The sequence below is a fragment of the Enterobacter sp. 01-M-03-SI-ECC genome, from assembly GCF_047530215.1.
GTDB classification, from domain to species: Bacteria; Pseudomonadota; Gammaproteobacteria; order Enterobacterales; family Enterobacteriaceae; genus Enterobacter; species Enterobacter chengduensis.
This window is the reverse complement of sequence record NZ_JBLKDA010000001.1, coordinates 50,762-69,384: the sequence shown is the minus strand read 5'-3', so window position 1 is coordinate 69,384 and position 18,623 is coordinate 50,762. Positions and strand designations below refer to the sequence as shown.

Sequence of the window (18,623 nt, the reverse complement as noted above, 5' to 3'; positions counted from 1 at the left end):
GCGGGTTTTTTATTGTGCGCTGTTGTGTCGGGTGGCGCTGCGCTTACCCGACCTACAAAACCGTAGGCCCGCGCAAGCGAAGCGCCGCCGGGCAAATTAGCGCCCGAAAAGATCGCGTTTCTTCGGCTTGAACGGCTGGGCAATCAGCACCAGCAGCGCCACCACGAAGTAGGCGACAAAAATCCCCACCAGCCACTGCGGCATCTCCAGGGTCAGGAATTCCCACTGGCGAACGGAGCAGTCACCGGAGGCAACAAACACCTGCGGCAGCCATTTGTCCAGCGGCAGCCAGCTCGGGAAGCGGGCGGCGAAATCACAGGTCATGAACGGCGAAGGGTGCAGCTGCATCATGGTGTGCTGCCAGGAGAGCTCAATGCCCTTCCAGGCGCTGTACAGCCAGATAGCTATCCCCGCATAGCGCAGCGGCGATGTTGGCGCAATTGCGCCGACCAGGCCTGCACCCATAATGCCGAACAGGGCGCAGCGCTCGTAGATACACAGCACGCAGGGTTTCAGCCCCATGACATGCTGGAACCACAGCGCGACCATTTCCAGCGCAAAGGCGGTCAGGGCCATCAACAACCACGCTCCGCGACCGCGGGAGCACTGGTTTAAAAATCTCAACATAATCATTTCCCTGGAACATGCTTAGAAAGCGCAGTGTAAACGAATTTTAGTGCGCCGCAAGTATACCCGCTTGTATCAGCCATTGCGTACACGGAATGAGGGTAATTTTGACGCAAAGCAATCCCACGAGCGTGAGCACCAGCGTGTAGGGCAGCGCCATCCACACCATCCTGCCATAAGAAAGTCGTATGAGCGGCGCGAGGGCGGAGGTCAGCAGAAACAGGAAGGCGGCCTGGCCGTTTGGCGTCGCCACCGACGGCAGGTTGGTGCCGGTATTGATCGCCACCGCCAGCAGCTCAAACTGTCCGGCGCTGATGATGCCTTGCTCCATGGCCGCTTTGGCCTCGTTGATGTAGACCGTCCCGACAAAGACGTTATCGGAGATAGACGAGAGCAGGCCGTTAAACAGATAAAACAGCGACAGCTGAGCGTCCGGTGACGCCTGTAATACGAAGGTAATAATCGGCGCGAACAGGTGTTGGTCGATAATCACCGCCACGACCGCGAAGAAAACCGCCAGCAGGGCGGTAAACGGCAGGGCTTCGGTAAACGCCTTGCCGATGGCATGTTCGTCCGTCACGCCGGTAAAGCTGGTGGCGAGAATAATGACGGACAGGCCAATCAGCCCCACTTCGGCAAGATGAAACGCCAGCGCCGCGATAAGCCAGACGCCGATGATCCCCTGCGCAATCAGACGCAGCGTCTCCTGGCGCGTCCGCTGGCTGCGGCTTTGCAGATCGAATTTATGCAGCTCCTGACGCACCGGCTCCGGAAGCTGCGCCCCGTAGCCAAAGAGGCGAAACTTCTCCACCAGCAGACAGGTCGCCAGGCCGCAGAAAAGCACCGGTACGCTCACGGGCGCCATTCTCAGGAAGAACTCACCGAAGTGCCAGCCCGCCGCTTTGGCGATGATCAGGTTTTGCGGCTCGCCCACCATGGTCATCACCCCGCCCAGGGCAGTACCGACCCCGGCATGCATCATCAGGCTGCGCAGAAACGCGCGGAACTGTTCCAGCACGTCACGGTTATGCGCCTCGACGTGGCTATCATCCTGGAGATCGTCGCCCGGACGAGAGGAGGCCACGCGATGATAAATCCCGTAAAACCCGACGGCGACGCTGATCACCACCGCGACGACCGTCAGCGCGTCCAGGAAGGCCGACAGAAAGGCGGCCGCAAGGCAGAACGCCAGCGAGAGGAACATTTTCGACGGTATGCTAAGCAGCAGACGCGTGAAGATAAACAGCAGCAGCTGTTTCATGAAGTAGATGCCCGCCACCATAAACATCAGCAGCAGAAGCACTTCAAGATTTGAGGCCAGCTCTGCTTTGACGTGTTCTGCCGACGTCATACCGATGACCACGGCTTCAAACGCCAGCAGTCCGCCCGGCAGCAGGGGATAACACTTTAGCGCCATCGCCAGGGTGAAGATAAATTCCGCCACCAGCAGCCACCCGGCAATGAACGGGTTCACGCTAAAGAGGAGGGGGTTAACGACCAGGAACACCAGAAGAATAAGTTTGTACCAGTCCGGAGACTGGCCTAAAAAATTGCGCCACAGCGCGCGCCCAAAAGAAATTTCCACGACAGACGTCCTTCCCCGTCAAGTAAGACAAAACATCAGTATACGCAAAAATCACGGCCAGCAGGCGGATAAGGCTCGATTGTAAATTTCATAAAAATGAAACGGCGATCCCTCTTTTCTCACTTTGCCGTGCTACCTGCCACTGCGCGCCTCTGGTATGATGAGTCCAATTTGCTAAAGCTGTGTAATGGAAATCTCACTATGGTCATTAAGGCGCAGAGCCCGGCGGGTTTCGCGGAAGAGTACATCATTGAAAGCATCTGGAATAATCGTTTCCCTGCGGGGTCCATTCTTCCGGCTGAACGCGAACTCTCTGAACTGATTGGCGTCACTCGCACCACGCTGCGTGAAGTGCTCCAGCGGCTGGCGCGCGATGGCTGGTTGACGATCCAGCACGGCAAGCCCACCAAAGTGAACAACTTCTGGGAAACGTCCGGACTGAATATTCTTGAAACGCTGGCGCGCCTCGATCACGAAAGCGTGCCGCAGCTGATTGATAATCTGCTCTCCGTGCGCACCAACATCGCGACGATCTTCATTCGTACGGCTTTCCGTCAGCATCCGGAAGACGCCCTTGCGGTGCTGGCCACGGCGAACGAGGTGGAAGATCACGCCGACGCGTTTGCCTCCCTCGATTACAACGTGTTTCGCGGCCTGGCGTTTGCCTCAGGCAACCCGGTGTACGGCCTGATCCTCAACGGTATGAAGGGGCTTTACACACGAATCGGCCGCCACTACTTTGCCAATCCTGAAGCGCGTAGCCTGGCGCTGGGCTTCTACCATAAGCTGAGCAAGCTCTGTACCGAAGGCCTGCACGATCAGGTTTATGAGACGGTGCGCCGCTACGGTCATGATTCCGGCGAAATCTGGCACCGCATGCAGAAAACGCTGCCGGGCGATTTGGCGATTCAGAGCCGCTGAAATAAAAAAACCTCTCGTATGAGAGGTTTTTTTTCGTCGGGTGGCGGCTACGCCTTACCCGACCTACGGGTCCTGTAGGCCCGGTAAGCGCAGCGCCACCGGGCATAAAAAACGCACTACAGCGTATTCAACCGCGCCGGGCAGCGTTCCAGCAGCTCGACGCTCCCGTCTTCATTCTGCTGCTCCAGCTGCACGTCAAAGCCCCACAGACGATGAACATGCTTGAGCACCTCTTTACGTCCTTTATCCAGCGGCGCGCGATTGTGCGGGATATAGCGCAGCGTCAGGGAGCGGTCGCCGCGTAAATCGACGTTCCACACCTGAATATTCGGCTCAAGGTTGCTCAGGTTGTACTGGGAAGAGAGGCGAGAGCGGATCTCGCGGTAGCCCTCCTCGTTGTGGATCGCGGAGATCTCCAGAAAGTTGTTGCGGTCATCGTCCAGCACGGTGAAGAAGCGGAAATCACGCATGATCTTCGGCGACATAAACTGGCTGATGAAGCTCTCATCCTTGAAGTCGCGCATCGCAAAGTGCAGCGTTTCCAGCCAGTCGGAGCCGGCGATATCCGGGAACCAGTATCTGTCTTCTTCCGTCGGCGACTGACAGATGCGCTTAATGTCCTGGAACATGGCGAAGCCAAGGGCATAAGGGTTGATTCCGCTGTACCACGGGCTGTTGTAGGGCGGCTGGAACACCACGTTGGTATGGCTGTGAAGAAACTCCATCATGAACCGCTCGGTTACTTTTCCCTCGTCGTACAGATGGTTGAGGATGGTGTAGTGCCAGAAGGTCGCCCAGCCTTCGTTCATCACCTGCGTCTGCTTTTGCGGGTAAAAATACTGGCTCACCTTGCGCACGATGCGCAGGATCTCACGCTGCCACGGCTCCAGCAGCGGGGCGTTCTTCTCCATAAAGTAGAGCAGGTTTTCCTGCGGCTCGGACGGATAGCGACGGGCTTCAGCGATCGTTTTTTCTTCCTCACGCTTCGGCAGGGTACGCCACAGCATGTTCACCTGGCTTTGCAGATACTCTTCGCGGCTTTTCTGCCGGGCTTTCTCCTCCTGCAGGGAGATTTTCTGCGGGCGTTTGTAGCGGTCCACGCCGTAGTTCATCAGCGCGTGGCAGGAATCGAGCAGTTTTTCCACTTCGTCCACGCCGTAGCGTTCTTCGCAGTCGGTAATGTATTTACGGGCGAAAATCAGGTAATCGACGATGGAGCTGGCATCCGTCCAACTGCGGAACAGATAGTTATTCTTGAAAAAGGAGTTGTGCCCGTAGCAGGCGTGCGCCATCACCAGCGCCTGCATGGTAATGGTGTTCTCCTCCATTAAATAGGCGATGCACGGATTGGAGTTAATCACAATCTCATACGCCAGCCCCTGCTGGCCGTGCTTGTACAGCCGCTCCGTTTCAATAAATTTTTTACCAAACGACCAGTGCGGGTAGTTAATCGGCATCCCGACGCTGGAGTAGGCATCCATCATCTGTTCGGACGTAATGACTTCAATCTGATGGGGATAGGTATCCAGACGATAGAGTTTTGCGACCCGGTCGATTTCGGCAAGGTAGACATCCAGCAGCTCGAAGGTCCAGTCGGGTCCATCGCTGAGACGTGTGTTGTCCTTGTTCAGGGAATCAATAGTAGCCATTAGCGCGCCCTCGTTGTGGGTGCTCTCTCTGTCTGGAGAGCCTCCTTTCAAGCATAGATCAACGTGTTAAAAAGCGTGCTGGGGCAGAAATTTTTTCTTTGCGATTTCGCGTTTTTGATACGGCAAAAAAACGGCACGTCTCAGCATATTATGCTGGTTAAAAATAACGCGCAGCAGGAGATCCCAAATTAGCCCTATCCCCTGATGCTGGGGGATGTGTGAGGTAAGTCACCATAAAAAAGTCGTATGTTGAATAATATTTTCAACTAGGTTATCAATCTGTAATTAGAAGATTGTTCTTTTGCACATAATGGAGTGGCTATGCGTGTTGTCATACTGGGAAGTGGTGTCGTTGGGGTAACCAGCGCCTGGTATTTAAGCCAGGCGGGACATGACGTCACCGTTATCGATCGTGAATCCGGTCCGGCGCTTGAAACCAGCGCGGCGAACGCCGGGCAAATCTCTCCCGGCTATGCGGCACCGTGGGCTGCGCCGGGCGTTCCGCTGAAGGCGATTAAATGGATGTTTCAGCGCCACGCGCCGCTGGCCATCAGCCTTGACGGCACGCCGTTCCAGCTGAAGTGGATGTGGCAGATGCTGCGCAACTGCGACACTCGCCACTACATGGAGAACAAAGGGCGCATGGTGCGCCTGGCGGAATACAGCCGTGACTGTCTGAAAGCGCTGCGCGCGTCGACGGGTATTGAGTATGAAGGCCGCCAGGGCGGCACGCTGCAGCTGTTCCGTACCGAGCAACAGTACGAAAACGCCACCCGCGATATCGCCGTGCTGGAAGATGCCGGCGTTCCGTATCAGCTGCTGGAGGCCAGCCAGCTGGGCCAGGTGGAACCGGCGCTGGCGGAAGTGGCGCATAAGCTGACGGGCGGTCTGCGCCTGCCTAACGATGAAACCGGCGACTGCCAGCTCTTTACGCAACGCCTGGCGCAGATGTGCGAGCAGGCGGGTGTGAAGTTCCGCTTCAACACCGCTGTTGACAAGCTGCTGTCGGAAGGGGAAAGAATTTACGGCGTGAAGTGTGGTGAAGAAGTGATCAAAGCCGATGCCTACGTCATGGCGTTTGGTTCGTACTCCACCGCGATGCTGAAAGGCATTCTCGATATTCCCGTCTACCCGCTGAAGGGCTACTCCCTGACCATTCCGGTGAAAGAGGAGAGCGGCGCGCCCGTCTCGACCATTCTCGATGAAACGTACAAAATCGCCATTACCCGCTTCGATAACCGCATCCGCGTTGGCGGCATGGCGGAGATTGTCGGCTTCAACACCGAGCTGCTGCAGCCGCGGCGTGAAACGCTGGAGATGGTGGTGGGCGATCTCTTCCCGCGCGGCGGCTTTGTTGAGCAGGCAACGTTCTGGACCGGCCTGCGCCCAATGACGCCGGACGGCACGCCGATTGTCGGCCGCACGCCGTATAAAAACCTCTGGACCAACACCGGGCACGGCACGCTGGGCTGGACGATGGCCTGTGGATCCGGCCAGCTGCTGAGCGACCTGATTTCCGGGCGCACGCCGGCCATTCCGTTTGACGATTTAAGCGTCGCGCGCTATCAATCGGGGTTTACGCCGTCGCGTCCACAGCACCTGCACGGCGCGCATAGCTAAGGAGTTGTTATGTCCCGTCCCGTTCTGGCCCAGCTAAACCTGCAGGCCCTGAAGGATAACCTGCAAATTGTTCGCCGGGCGGCACCTGGCGCACGCGTGTGGTCGGTGGTGAAAGCCAATGCCTATGGCCACGGCATCGACCGCATCTGGAGCGCGCTGAGCGCCACCGACGGCTTTGCGCTACTGAATCTGGAAGAGGCCATTCTGCTGCGCGAGCGCGGCTGGAAAGGGCCTATACTCCTGCTGGAAGGATTTTTCCACGCGGACGATTTGCCGCTGCTGGATAAGTATCGCCTGACCACCAGCGTTCACAGCAACTGGCAGATTAAGGCGATTCAGGATGCGAAGCTCCACGCGCCGCTGGATATCTACCTCAAGGTCAACAGCGGCATGAACCGCCTGGGCTTCCAGCCTGAGCGGGTGCATACGGTGTGGCAGCAGCTGCGCGCCCTGAAGAACGTGGGCGAAATGACGCTGATGGCGCACTTTGCCGATGCGGAAAAACCGGACGGCATTGTCGATGCCATGGTCCGCATCGAGCAGGCGGCAGAGGGGCTGGACTGCCCGCGCTCGCTGTCGAACTCGGCGGCGACGCTGTGGCATCCTGAAGCGCACTATAACTGGGTGCGTCCGGGGATCGTTCTGTACGGGGCATCGCCCTCAGGCCAGTGGCAGGATATCGCCAACAGCGGCCTGAAGCCGGTCATGACCCTGCGCAGCGAAATCATCGGCGTGCAGACGCTGAAGGCCGGTGACGCGGTGGGCTACGGCAGCCGCTACCGGGCGAAAGGCGAGCAGCGTATTGGCATCGTGGCGGGCGGCTATGCCGACGGCTATCCGCGCATCGCGCCGACCGGTACGCCGGTCATGGTAGATGGCGTCCGCACGGGAACGGTAGGCACGGTATCAATGGATATGCTGGCCGTTGACCTGACGCCCTGCCCGCAGGCGGGCATCGGTTCGCCGGTCGAGCTGTGGGGTAATGAAATCAAAATTGATGACGTGGCGGCCGCGGCGGGCACGGTAGGGTATGAACTCATGTGCGCCCTGGCGCCGAGAGTGCCGGTTGTGACGGTGTAACCTTTGTTCGCCGGGTGGCGCTAACGCTTACCCGGCCTACGTTCGAGGATTTTGTAGGCCGGGTAAGGCGCAGCCGCCACCCGGCAAAAAACCGCTACTCCGCGTCCTCTTCCATCGGCCTTAAACCGACTTTCCGCACCGCGTTATCTTCTTTTTCGGCGACGGTCCAGATCATTCCGGCAAACTCCACCTGATCGCCCACGACCGGGGCAGCCCCCAGCCGCTGCTGGATGATTTCGCCCAGCGTCTGCTGGTTATCACCGTCTTCAGCACCCTCATCCAGGCCGTAAATCAGCGCCACATCGGCAAACCTGGCGCTGGCTTCCAGAATAAAATCGCCGAAGAAACGCTGGTCCAGCGCTACCGGAGGCGACTGGCTGAACAGCTTGCCCAGCGCGGGAAGATCCGCCTCGCGACCAATCACGCACAGAATATCCCCTTCGCGCAGTCGCGTGCTGCCGGTCGGATGCAGCAGAACATTGTCGCGGAACAGGGCGGCAATGCGCGTTTCGGCAGGCATATGCAGATCGCGCAGCGACGCGCCCACGCACCATTTGTCCGCGCTGAGCTGGTAAACAAACTGCTCCCAGGGGTTTTCCGGGTGAATATCCAGCCCCACGCGCGAGACGGGCAGCCCTACCGGCGGCACGACCACCTTCGCCTTTTTCGCCGCCCACCCCAGGGAGGTGCCCTGGAACAGCAGCGAAATCAGCACCACGAAGAACGCCACGTTAAAGAACAGCCGCGCGTTATCCAGACCCGCCATCATCGGGAAGACGGCCAGGATAATCGGCACCGCGCCGCGCAGGCCCACCCAGCTGATAAAGACGCGCTCGCGCAGGTTGAACCCGCGAAACGGCAGCAGCCCGGCAAACACCGACAGCGGTCGGGCGAAGAAGATCATCCACGCGGACAGCAGCAGTGCCGGAACGGCGATCGGCAGCAGGTCCGATGGCGTTACCAGCAGCCCCAGCACCAGGAACATGCCGATCTGCGCCAGCCACGCCAGGCCGTCGAAGTTCTGCAAAATGGCATGACGGTTACGAATCGGGCGGTTGCCCATCAGGAATCCGCAGAGATAGACGGCGAGAATGCCGCTGCCGTCCAGCGCGGTGGTGACGGCAAAAATGAGAATGCCGCCGCTCAGCGCCAGCAGCGGGTAAAGCCCCGCGGGCAGCGAGATGCGGTTGATCATCTGCTGAAGCAGATATCCCCCCGCCAGGCCGATAACAATCCCCAGCCCGAACTGCTGCAGGATATGCCAGACGAACATCCAGCTCAGGCCCGTCTCGTGCTGCTGGATCATCTCAATCAGCGTGATGGTGAGAAACACCGCCATCGGATCGTTACTGCCGGATTCAATCTCAAGCGTGGAGCCAACGCGTTCGTTAAGCCCTTTTCCGCCTAGCAGGGAAAACACCGCGGCGGCATCGGTTGAGCCTACGATGGCGCCAATCAGCAGACCTTCCATCATGTTGAGGTGGAAAAGCCACGCGGCCATCATTCCGGTGAGGCCTGAGGTAATCAACACGCCGACCGTGGCGAGCGACAGCGCGGGCCCCAGGGCCACGCGGAACGAGCTCGCCTGGGTGCGCATCCCGCCGTCAAGCAGGATCACCGCCAGGGCAAGGTTACTCACCATGTAGGCGAAAGGGTAGTTATCGAATGGGATACCGCCGATGCCATCGATGCCGGCCAGCATGCCGATGGCGAGGAAAATGACAAGAATAGGTATGCCGAGACGCGATGAAAATGAACTTAATAAAATACTGCTGGTTACAAGGACAGAACCCAAAATGAAAAGGCTGATTATCGCTGCGGCATCCAATGTTCTCTTACTCCCACCTCAATGTTAACGCTGTTACTAAAACCCTAACATATTAACGACGGAAACAGCGTTTTATTAAGGGGGTATAACGGCTTTTTTATGCCTTTATGACAGGATGGCCGCTGATGGTTAGCCGACTGCCGGCGTCATTGTGGATCAGGGAAGCGTGGGCCCCCAGCGCCAGGGTCACGGTTTGCTGCTCATGGCCAAAGTCCAGGCCGGTAATGACCGGAATATCCAACCGAGAGCGGACGAAGTCGACCATGGTCTCAAGGGTGTAACCCGCGTCATAGTCATTCGGCGCAGAGCCGCTGAAGCTGCCCAGCACAATCGCGGACTGGCGCTCAAGAATACCGGCATGATAAAGCTGCAGCAGCATGCGTTCGACCCGGAACGGGTGCTCGTTAATATCCTCCAGTACCAGAATGCCGTTCTCGATGTGCGGCAGCCACGGCGTGCCGATAAGCGAGACCAGCATCGCCAGGTTGCCGCCCCAAAGCTGCCCCTCACATTCCCAGTGCGGTCCATTACCTTGCCACTCCACGCTGTAGGCTGGATTACGCAGCGCGCGCCAGAAATGCTCCACGGTGAACGCGTCCAGCTCCGGTGCGCCGAAGTTACCGGCTAGCATCGGACCGCTGAAGGTGACAACGTTATGCAGGGCCAGCAGCCCAAGCTGGATGACGGTGAAATCGCTGTGGCCGCATATCAGCAGCGGATCCTGCTGCTGGCGCTGCGCCAGCCCCTGCCAGTCAATGCTCTCCAGCAGTCGGCTCGCGCCATATCCGCCGCGCACCGCCAGCACAATCCGGTTTTCGCCCTTCAGGTTCACCAGGCTATTGATATCATTCAGCCTCTGCGCGTCGGTACCGGCAAAACGCTGCTGGCGGCGGGGGATAATTGTCTGATTTTCTACCTGATGACCCGACTCCAGCAAACGCTGTACGCCCCGCTGCGCCGCGTCCTGGTTGATGCAGTAGCCCGACGGCGCGATGAGATGAAACTGAGACATGGCAATTCCTTGCTGAATGAGAAACTAATTGTCTATATCATGCCGCTTATACGCCGCCTGCTTCAAGAGGCGGCGCACCGCGATGACCGGCTATAAGGATAGATGACGTGAAATTGAGATGGTTTGCTTTTTTGATTGTGCTGCTTGCTGGCTGTAGTTCAAAACATGATTATCAAAACCCACCCTGGAACCCGGAAGTGCCGGTGAAACGGGCCATGCAGTGGATGCCGATCAGTGAACAAGCCGGGAAAGCCTGGGGCGTCAGTCCGCGCCTCATCACGGCGATCATTGCGGTGGAGTCCGGCGGTAACCCCACGCTCGTCAGCAAGTCCAACGCGGTGGGCCTGATGCAGCTTAAAGCGTCAACGGCGGGGAAAGAGGTTTACCGTTATATGGGCTGGAGCGGTCAGCCGTCGACCAGCGAGCTGAAGAACCCGGAACGCAACATTTCCATGGGTACGGCCTATCTGAGCATCATGGAACATGGCGTGCTGAAGGGGATTAAGGATCCGGAGGTGATGCAGTACGCGCTGGTGGTCTCTTACGTTAACGGTGCCGGCGCGTTGCTCAGAACCTTCTCCTCCGATCGCAAAGAGGCGATTGAAGAGATTAACGGCATGGACAAAGACGAATTCTTTGAGCATGTGGCGAAGAATCATCCGGCACCGCAGGCACCTCGTTATATCTGGAAAGTACAGAAAGCGATGGATGCCATGTAATGCCGCAGACGGGCGGCGGTCACGCTGCCCGATTTCTTCACAGGACCTTATTCGCGCGTTCCCGCGCCTCTCGCTCCAGAGAATAGATGATGCGCTGCAGCTCGCGCTCTGCACCGGGTCCGACGTTCAGGAAACGGAAGCTCAGACGCGGCGTGGTAATCGTTTCGTTTTTGCTGTCCACGACGGTGCGGTCGCTGATGGCAATCAGCTGTGCATCGAAATAAAAGCGACCCCAGCCGCCCATATCCAGTTCAATTTGCGTAAACCGCATGCCCTCTACCAGTCCGTCGGGTTTTGGCGTATCCATCAGCGCGCCCATGCCGCCGAGCGACAGATCGAAGAGGCGGAAGCGGAGCTCTTTTTTGTCCGGCATTTTGGCCTTACAAAAATAGGCGGGATGGAGCGGGGCGCTGATGCGAAAGTATTCACGGCGTTGAACAAACCAGAGATTGGTGGGAAGCGGGGTCACAAAGGCCGGAAGCCCCTGGTATTCGCTCAGCTCCAGTCGCGACAGGACAAACTCCACTTTAGCACCCTGCGTTTCGGCCATCACTGCGATATTTTCCGCCCTCATCGCCGCGCGGTTTTCATACTCCTGGCTGCCTAAATCAATCACCAGCCGCTCCTGCGAGGCGTCGAGGATCTTGCTGATGAACTGATTATTCGACCAGCTGATGCGCAGCGGCACTTCGCCTTTTTGCAGGTCGCGTAATACCCCTAATACAGCCAGCGGATTTTGCTTGAGGAACTGCTCACTGTAATGACTCACGCCGGATGGCTCCTTGATAGATTGACAGACTGTCTTAGCGTTATCGGCACTCCGCAATGAAACTTAATACAAACCGGTGAGTTTTTTTGCCTGTTTTCGCAAAGATAAGTTGGTGAGAAGAAAATGATTTTCCGGCGATCGCCTATACTTAAGCTAGCTGTGCAGAAGGTTTTCTGCGCACGCGTTAAACCTGTAAGAGGGCATCGCTATGGGTATCATCGCCTGGATTATCTTTGGTCTTATTGCTGGCGCTATTGCGAAGTTGATCATGCCGGGAAACGATGGCGGCGGCTTTATTTTGACCTGCGTACTCGGGGTCGTTGGTGCAGTTGTGGGCGGCTGGCTGGCGACAATGTTTGGCTTCGGAGGCAACATCAGTGGTTTCGACCTGCACAGTTTTCTGGTCGCTGTCGTGGGTGCCATTGTGGTGCTGGGCGTATTCAGGTTACTGCGACGAGCATAAATTAACATAAACGGCTCTCTGCGGAGGGCCGTTTTTTTGCCTGAGTATTGCTTTGTTAATCTAAATGATAATAATTGTCGTTCCGTATTGCATCTAACAACAAGACGACATTATGACTCCTTCACGCTTTACGCTATGCGCCCTGGCAGGCGCCGTCACGCTCGCTTTGCATGTCCCGGCCTTCGCCGAAGAATCCACTATTGTCGTCACGGGCGCAGAGCAGGGCAGCGCGCTGCCGGCCTGGACGAACAGCGCCACGAAATCGGCCGTTGCTGAAAGTAAAACGCCGCAGGTCATCACCACCGTCTCCGGGCAGGAAATTGAAAAGCGCCACGCGAATTCCGTGAATGAGATCCTGCGCTATGCCCCGGGCGTCTCGACCGAGGTGCGGGGTAATACCTCCTACATGAGCGAATACAAAATTCGTGGCTTTACCGTCGACCAGGAGTTCTACAACGGGCTGCAGCTGCCCTATAACGTCACCGGCAATACCAAAGCCCGCATCGATCCGCTGTTAATAGAGAGCGTTGATATCCTGAAAGGACCCTCATCGGTGCTTTACGGCGGCGGCTCGCCGGGCGGGCTGGTGAATATCCAGAGCAAAAAGCCGCAGCGGGAAGCGCGAACCGAAATCGGTTTTAACACCGGCAACCGCAGCCTGAAAGAGGGCTATCTCGACTCAACCGGGCAGATTGCCGACAGCGACTGGAACTACCGCCTGCTGGGCAAAGCGGCGGAAAATGACGATCAGCCGCACACCACCCGGTATGAAAACTACCTGATTGCCCCGTCCGTCACCTGGCAACCTGACAGTAAAACCCGCCTCACCCTGGATGCAATAGCGCAGAACTCTCCGAGCCTGACGCCGTCAAACCCGCTGCCGCTCGCGTACCTGCGTTCGAAATACGCGGGCAAGCGCGACTACGCCGGCGATGAGTGGAGCGGGTTTAAGCAGCGCCAGTGGATGCTGGGCTACAGCTTTGAACACGAGTTCGACAGCGGCTGGGGCTTTAACCAGAAGGCGCGCTATTTCGACGTCGACACGCATCAGCGCAGCGTTTATGCAACGGGGGCAGGGAGCGAGGTTTATCAGCTCAACCGCTTTGCCTACACCACCGATGAAGATCTGAAGAGCTTCAACATCGATAACCAGGTCACCAAAACCGTGGCGCTGGGCGACTGGAAACACCACCTGCTGGCCGGGTTTGACTATCAGAAGATGGACTCCCACTTCCACTATCGCTACGCGTCGGCCACGCCGGGCATGGATATGCGCCATCCTGACTATTCGCAAATCAGCGAAAGCGCGCTGGGGCTCTATACCGCCCAGAAAAACCGTCTGAGCTATCAGCAGAACGGCTATTACCTGCAGGACCAGGTGGCGTGGGGAGGCCTCAACCTGCTGGGCAGCCTGCGCTACGACGATTACCGCTCCGTCACCACCAACTACCTGCAAAACGGTGATAAGGCCTGGGTATCGCAGGATCGCGTCACCAAACGCCTGGGCGCGCTTTATGCATTCGATAACGGGATTTCACCGTTTATCAGCTACTCCGAAGGTTTTGCGCCGGTGTCCCCACAGGGCACGCTCGTGGCGAAAGAGGTCAAACCGACCACCAGCAAGCAGGTGGAGGGCGGGGTAAAATATCTGCTGGCCGACTACGCCACCACCTTTACCGCCTCGGTGTTTAACATCCGGCAGAAAAACGTCGTCACCTCCGACCCGGGTTTCCTGAACTATCGTCAGACCGGGGAAGTGGAATCTAAAGGCGCAGAGCTCTCCGCCATCAGCCGTCCGACGGACAGCCTGACGCTGATTGCCAGCTATGCCTATACCCACGCCATCAATACCGCAGATGATAAATACCAGGGTAAACGTCCGACGCAGGTGCCGGAGAATGCCTTCAACCTCTGGGGAGATTACACCTTTGAGAACACGCCGCTGAAGGGGCTGATGCTGGGGGCGGGGGCGCGCTACACCGGCCCAATGGAAATTTCCCCGGCTAACGATGCGGGCAAGCTGGGCGGCACCACCCAGTACGATCTGGCGGCGTCGTATCGGATGGGCGAAATTCTGCCTTCGCTGGCGGGACTGACGCTTAAGGCGAGCATGCAGAACATCACCAACAAAGAGACGCTGACCTGCTACGACGCGACCAACTGCTGGATTGGGCGCGACAGGACGTATCAGCTAGGGGCGAGTTATAATTTCTAAGTAACTCCCTGTGAGTTCAAAATGTAGGCCGGGTAAGGCGTAGCCGCCACCCGGCAATAACCTTACTGCGCCGTCGCCTTCACCGGCACCGCCTCATCATTCGCCGCAGGCCGATTCTCCGGCACGCTGTCGCACGGTTTCTCTTTCGGGCACACCCGATCCAGCATCTTCAGCGTCACGCCGTTGCTCCAGCCGAAGCCGTCCTGCAGCGGGTACTCGCCGCCGCCGCCACCCGTTCCGGTTGTTGACACGTCATATTTCTCAACCAGTTTCTTCTCGCGGTCGTAGGTATGCTGAACGTTCTTCAGGAAGCGCCAGGTGACGTCCATTGAGACTTTCTCTTTCCCGTAGTTCTGCAACCCTTCCGCCGCCACCCACTGCAGCGGGGCCCAGCCGTTTGGCGCATCCCACTGCTGGCCGCTGTTGACGGTGGTGGTCGCTATCCCGCCCGGCTGCAGCAGGCGTGAAGACGTTGCCGCGGCGACTTTATCGGCCCGATCCTGCGCTGCCGCCTTCACGTAAAGCGGGAACAGGGCCGCTGCCGTGAGCTGATTGCGTACCTTCTTGCTCTTCAGATCGTAATCGGCGTACCAGCCCTCTTTATCATTCCACAGGTGGCTCTCGATGGCTTTCTGACGGGCGGTGGCCAGCGCCTCAAACCTGTTTGCGCTGGCAGCGTCACCGCTCTCCTGGCTCGCCCGCGCCAGCAGTTTTTCCATTCTGAACATCAGGGCGTTGAGGTCCACGGGCACGATGCTGGTCGTGCGGATGGTGCCAAGCTTTTTCGGATCGTCCATCCAGCGGGAGCTAAAGTCCCATCCCGAGGCCGCGGCGGAACGCAGGTCACGGTAGATCTCGGTGGCGGGTCGGTTAGGGTTACTTTTGGCGGTATTCACATCGTCAAGCCAGGACTCCGGGCGCGGGGTGTCGCGGTCATCCCAGTAGCGGTTGAGGACAGCGCCGTCGTCCAGCTTCACCACGCGCTTGTTGGCCTGGCCCGGCTGAAGGGCGTCAACGCCGTCCATCCAGTAGGCATACTCTTTCTCCATCTGCGGACGGTATTTCTTCAGCGCATCGCTGTCGTGCGTCGCCAGCAGTTCCACCATCAGCGAGAAGAACGGCGGCTGGGAGCGGCTCAGGTAATAGCTGCGGTTGCCGTTGGGAATATGGCCGAAGGCGTCAATCTCATACGCAAAGTTATCCACCATATCGCTGATTTTGTCCCAGTGGCCACTCTCCGCCAGGCCCAGCATGGTGAAATAGCTGTCCCAGTAGTAAACCTCGCGGAAGCGGCCGCCGGGGACAACGTAAGGTTTGGGTAACGGCAGCAGGGAATCCCATTTGTTGCTGGCTTTATCGGTAGTGCGGGTCAGTACGGGCCAGAGATCGTCAATGTGCTGGCGCAGGCTTTGTCCGGCAGGCGGAACATATTTTTCCCCTTCTGAAGGGAGCGTGAAGTTCATCTCGACAAAATGGCGCAGGTCAAAGCTGGACTGCGTGCGCTGCATCCGGTAATCCGCCAGGATCATGAGCGGGTCGCTTTTGGGGACGGCATCCGCGAAGGTTTTCTGATCGGGAAACAGTTTGGCTGTTTGCACGTCGCTAAACAGCGGGCCCAGCAAAATATCGGGTGAGGTTGTCTGGGATGCGGGGCTATCGTCGGCATAACCCATTGTCGTCATGCCGAGCAGCGCGCTTCCTAGCGCAAGCGGCAAGAACGCGGGGCGTAGTGTGCGAGGTCTTATCATTTTTTCGTCTCCTGTCTTCACTAAACAGCGTGACCGCTGTTTTCAATCACCTGAAAACCTTAGACGAATATTGCCCGCTTCGCGTTAAATATTGCAGGCCAGTCAGACCTCTTCCGTCGTCTGGCTGGCCTCCCGCAGCGTGCCCGGCGCATGGCCGATGATGCGCTTAAATGCCCGGCTAAACGCCGCCAGAGAGCCGTACCCCAGGCGCAGCGCAACGGTTTCAATCGGCTGATGTTCATGGCGAATGTACTGAATAGCCAGCCGCATCCTAAGCTCGCTGAGATATTTTGCCGGGGTCGTCCCCGTCGCGGCCAGAAACCGTTCGGCGAACACCGATCGGGACGTGCCCGCTTCTTTTGCCAGCTCTGCCACGCTCCAGTTCAGGCCAGGCTGCTGGTGCATGGCGTAAATGGCCCGGCTCAGGCGCGGATCGCGCAGGACCTGCACCCAGCCGGTGGCCTTACCACAGCCGCCTTCAACCCAGCCGCGCACGATTAACGCCGCCACCACGTCGGCCAGGCGCGCAAGGATCCCGGCGTACCCGGCCTGACGCGCGGCGGATTCCCGCTCCATCGCCGCCAGCAGCGGGTGAATTTCCGGCCAGGTGGTCATCAGCCGGCTGACCATCATCACTTCCGGCATCGCCTTGATCAGCGGCTGCATTCCGCCAAGCTCAAAATCCATACATCCGCTAAAGATGAGGGTGTTGTCGCTTTCCGGGCAGGGCTCGCAGGTGATGGCACAGACCGAGCTGCAGATCGGCTCGCTCGGGAAGGCATTGACGGGAGTAATGGTTGCCTGCTCGTCAGAGAGCAGGGCATGGGTATTCCCGCCGGGAATAAAGAGCGCGTCGCCACCGCTCAGTTCAAACGTCGCGCCGCTCTCCATTCGCAGCAGGGCGCGACCGTGGCTCACAAAATGGAACTGTGCCCTGCCGGGTGCCTGATGAAACGCGACGCCAAACGGCGCGCTGGCCTCGATTCGCCGGTATTTCACGCCTGACAGACGCATGCCGCGTAAAAGCTCGCTGATCAGATCGGGGGACTGTACGGTCATGGCGCAACTCCGGACGAATAATCAATAAGTGGAGATTATATGTCATAGATCGTCCAGGGTGAACCTTCTATGCTTTTGCGACAGTTGTCACATTTTTATAACGGGAGAAAAACAGATGAATTCATGTGTCGCGGCGAGCGAGGCGGTAGCGCCTGCAAAACCCGCCTGGCGGGCCGTCTATTCCCTGGGGCTGGGAGTGTTTGGTTTGATTACGGCAGAATTCCTGCCCGCCAGTCTGTTAACGCCGATGGCCGCGAGCCTGGGCGTCAGTGAGGGAATGGCCGGACAGGCCGTTACCGCCACCGCGCTGGTGGCGCTGGTGACCGGGCTGCTGATTACGCCAGCGACCAAAAGCATCGACCGCCGCTGGGTGCTGATGTTTTTCTCGGTGCTGCAAATTATCTCCAGCCTGCTGGTGGCCTTTGCGCCGAATCTGCACGTCCTGCTGATGGGGCGTCTGCTGCTCGGGGTCGCCATCGGGGGATTCTGGGCGATGTCGACGGCCACGACGATGCGTCTGGTTCCGGCGGATAAAGTGCCGAAGGCGCTGGCGGTGATCTTCTCCAGCGTATCGATTGCCACGGTGGTCGCCGCGCCGCTGGGAAGCTATCTGGGCAGCCTGATCGGCTGGCGCAACGTGTTTATCCTCTGCATTCTGCCGAGCATGCTGGCGCTGCTGTGGCAGCTCTGGGTGCTGCCGTCCATGAAGCCGGAGAGCAGCGGCAGCCTGAGTACCCTGTTCCGCGTGCTGCGTCGTCCGGGGATGATCGGCGGCATGCTGGCAACCATCCTGATCTTCAGCGGCCATTTCGCCTTCTTTACCTACCTGCGCCCGTTCCTGGAGACGGTGGGACAGGCGAGCGTGGAGACCATTTCGCTGATCCTGCTGGGCTTTGGGCTGGCCAACTTTGTCGGCACCTCCGTTGCCGGACACCTGCTGGCCCGTAATCTGCGCCTGACGCTGGCGCTGGTGCCGTTCGGCATGGGCGTACTCGCGCTGATGATGGTGGCGTTTGGTCATCTGGCGATGCTGGACGGGCTGCTGGTCGCCCTGTGGGGCTTTGCGTTTGGTCTGGTTCCGGTGGGCTGGTCAACCTGGCTTGCCACCACCGTTCCGGATGAAGCCGAGAGTGCGGGGGGACTGCTGGTGGCCTCCATTCAGCTGGCGATAAGCGCCGGTGCGGCCGGGGGCGGGGCGGTATTTGACCTCAGCGGCGCAAGCGGCGTGTTCGCGGGCAGCGGTTTCCTGCTGGTGACGGCGATGGTGATTGTGTTTATGGGGGTGAAGGTTAAGGCGGAGTGATGCATTTGCCGGGTGAGCGTTAACG

General features: G+C 58.5%; 15 protein-coding genes. 7 read left to right on the top strand and 8 right to left on the bottom strand.

Annotated elements, in window-relative coordinates:
- Nucleotides 1-96: 96 nt before the first annotated feature.
- Both dsbB and nhaB read right to left on the bottom strand, forming a co-directional pair.
- The gene (dsbB, locus tag ACMWKK_RS00315; RefSeq protein ID WP_045326678.1) at nt 97-627 is read right to left on the bottom strand and encodes a disulfide bond formation protein DsbB; all 531 of its coding nucleotides are present in this window, start codon (nt 625-627) and stop codon (nt 97-99) included.
- A 46-nt stretch (nt 628-673) separates the two neighbouring features.
- Nucleotides 674-2,212 carry a Na(+)/H(+) antiporter NhaB gene (gene nhaB, locus ACMWKK_RS00310; protein ID WP_112780843.1) on the bottom strand — a complete coding sequence of 513 codons (1,539 nt, stop codon included), beginning with the start codon at nt 2,210-2,212 and terminating at the stop codon, nt 674-676.
- Nucleotides 2,213-2,413: 201 nt separating this feature from the next.
- Here nhaB and fadR point away from each other — a divergent pair, with 201 nt between their 5' ends.
- Complete coding sequence (fadR, locus tag ACMWKK_RS00305; protein WP_112780844.1) at nt 2,414-3,133, top strand: fatty acid metabolism transcriptional regulator FadR; 720 nt, start codon at nt 2,414-2,416, stop codon at nt 3,131-3,133.
- 116 nt (nt 3,134-3,249) lie between these two features.
- Here fadR and ACMWKK_RS00300 read toward each other — a convergent pair whose 3' ends face one another.
- Entirely contained in the window at nt 3,250-4,782 is a 1,533-nt protein-coding gene (locus tag ACMWKK_RS00300; RefSeq protein WP_032641194.1) for a SpoVR family protein, read from the bottom strand.
- A gap of 321 nt (nt 4,783-5,103) precedes the next feature.
- Here ACMWKK_RS00300 and ACMWKK_RS00295 point away from each other — a divergent pair, with 321 nt between their 5' ends.
- Nucleotides 5,104-6,402: a D-amino acid dehydrogenase gene (locus ACMWKK_RS00295; protein ID WP_112780845.1), complete on the top strand. Its 1,299-nt coding sequence runs from the start codon at nt 5,104-5,106 to the stop codon at nt 6,400-6,402.
- Nucleotides 6,403-6,411: 9 nt separating this feature from the next.
- Nucleotides 6,412-7,482: a catabolic alanine racemase DadX gene (dadX, locus tag ACMWKK_RS00290; RefSeq protein WP_112780846.1), complete on the top strand. Its 1,071-nt coding sequence runs from the start codon at nt 6,412-6,414 to the stop codon at nt 7,480-7,482.
- Nucleotides 7,483-7,576: 94 nt separating this feature from the next.
- Here dadX and ACMWKK_RS00285 read toward each other — a convergent pair whose 3' ends face one another.
- A complete protein-coding gene (locus ACMWKK_RS00285; protein WP_112780847.1) occupies nt 7,577-9,310 on the bottom strand; it encodes a potassium/proton antiporter in 1,734 nt (577 codons plus the stop codon).
- A 97-nt stretch (nt 9,311-9,407) separates the two neighbouring features.
- Nucleotides 9,408-10,322: a muramoyltetrapeptide carboxypeptidase gene (gene ldcA / locus ACMWKK_RS00280; protein ID WP_112780848.1), complete on the bottom strand. Its 915-nt coding sequence runs from the start codon at nt 10,320-10,322 to the stop codon at nt 9,408-9,410.
- Between the two features lie 107 nt (nt 10,323-10,429).
- Here ldcA and emtA point away from each other — a divergent pair, with 107 nt between their 5' ends.
- A complete protein-coding gene (gene emtA, locus ACMWKK_RS00275; protein ID WP_024909815.1) occupies nt 10,430-11,041 on the top strand; it encodes a membrane-bound lytic murein transglycosylase EmtA in 612 nt (203 codons plus the stop codon).
- Nucleotides 11,042-11,078: 37 nt separating this feature from the next.
- On the opposite strand, the gene ycgR is transcribed toward emtA, so the two are convergent.
- Nucleotides 11,079-11,810, bottom strand: a complete 732-nt coding sequence (gene ycgR, locus ACMWKK_RS00270) for a flagellar brake protein YcgR (RefSeq protein WP_045326671.1) — start codon at nt 11,808-11,810, stop codon at nt 11,079-11,081.
- Between the two features lie 208 nt (nt 11,811-12,018).
- Between ycgR and ACMWKK_RS00265 the strand changes: the two genes are divergently transcribed.
- Both ACMWKK_RS00265 and ACMWKK_RS00260 read left to right on the top strand, forming a co-directional pair.
- Nucleotides 12,019-12,273, top strand: coding sequence for a GlsB/YeaQ/YmgE family stress response membrane protein (locus ACMWKK_RS00265; RefSeq protein WP_023293926.1), 255 nt, complete (start codon nt 12,019-12,021; stop codon nt 12,271-12,273).
- 112 nt (nt 12,274-12,385) lie between these two features.
- Nucleotides 12,386-14,488: a TonB-dependent siderophore receptor gene (locus tag ACMWKK_RS00260; protein WP_112780849.1), complete on the top strand. Its 2,103-nt coding sequence runs from the start codon at nt 12,386-12,388 to the stop codon at nt 14,486-14,488.
- A 62-nt stretch (nt 14,489-14,550) separates the two neighbouring features.
- On the opposite strand, the gene ACMWKK_RS00255 is transcribed toward ACMWKK_RS00260, so the two are convergent.
- Nucleotides 14,551-16,236, bottom strand: a complete 1,686-nt coding sequence (locus tag ACMWKK_RS00255) for an alpha,alpha-trehalase (RefSeq protein WP_112780850.1) — start codon at nt 16,234-16,236, stop codon at nt 14,551-14,553.
- 102 nt (nt 16,237-16,338) lie between these two features.
- A complete protein-coding gene (locus ACMWKK_RS00250) occupies nt 16,339-17,295 on the bottom strand; it encodes an AraC family transcriptional regulator (RefSeq protein ID WP_112780851.1) in 957 nt (318 codons plus the stop codon).
- 115 nt (nt 17,296-17,410) lie between these two features.
- On the opposite strand from ACMWKK_RS00250, the gene ACMWKK_RS00245 reads away from it, so the two are divergent.
- Nucleotides 17,411-18,598, top strand: a complete 1,188-nt coding sequence (locus tag ACMWKK_RS00245) for an MFS transporter (protein ID WP_112780852.1) — start codon at nt 17,411-17,413, stop codon at nt 18,596-18,598.
- The last annotated feature ends 25 nt before the right edge of the window (nt 18,599-18,623 follow it).

Bases quoted from the DNA above. Each gene is read 5' to 3' on its own strand.
- dsbB (WP_045326678.1), bottom strand. From the start codon at position 627: ATGTTGAGATTTTTAAACCAGTGCTCCCGCGGTCGCGGAGCGTGGTTG.
- fadR (WP_112780844.1), top strand. From the start codon at position 2,414: ATGGTCATTAAGGCGCAGAGCCCGGCGGGTTTCGCGGAAGAGTACATC.
- ACMWKK_RS00300 (WP_032641194.1), bottom strand. From the start codon at position 4,782: ATGGCTACTATTGATTCCCTGAACAAGGACAACACACGTCTCAGCGAT.
- ACMWKK_RS00295 (WP_112780845.1), top strand. From the start codon at position 5,104: ATGCGTGTTGTCATACTGGGAAGTGGTGTCGTTGGGGTAACCAGCGCC.
- dadX (WP_112780846.1), top strand. From the start codon at position 6,412: ATGTCCCGTCCCGTTCTGGCCCAGCTAAACCTGCAGGCCCTGAAGGAT.
- ldcA (WP_112780848.1), bottom strand. From the start codon at position 10,322: ATGTCTCAGTTTCATCTCATCGCGCCGTCGGGCTACTGCATCAACCAG.
- ACMWKK_RS00265 (WP_023293926.1), top strand. From the start codon at position 12,019: ATGGGTATCATCGCCTGGATTATCTTTGGTCTTATTGCTGGCGCTATT.
- ACMWKK_RS00260 (WP_112780849.1), top strand. From the start codon at position 12,386: ATGACTCCTTCACGCTTTACGCTATGCGCCCTGGCAGGCGCCGTCACG.
- ACMWKK_RS00255 (WP_112780850.1), bottom strand. From the start codon at position 16,236: ATGATAAGACCTCGCACACTACGCCCCGCGTTCTTGCCGCTTGCGCTA.
- ACMWKK_RS00250 (WP_112780851.1), bottom strand. From the start codon at position 17,295: ATGACCGTACAGTCCCCCGATCTGATCAGCGAGCTTTTACGCGGCATG.
- ACMWKK_RS00245 (WP_112780852.1), top strand. From the start codon at position 17,411: ATGAATTCATGTGTCGCGGCGAGCGAGGCGGTAGCGCCTGCAAAACCC.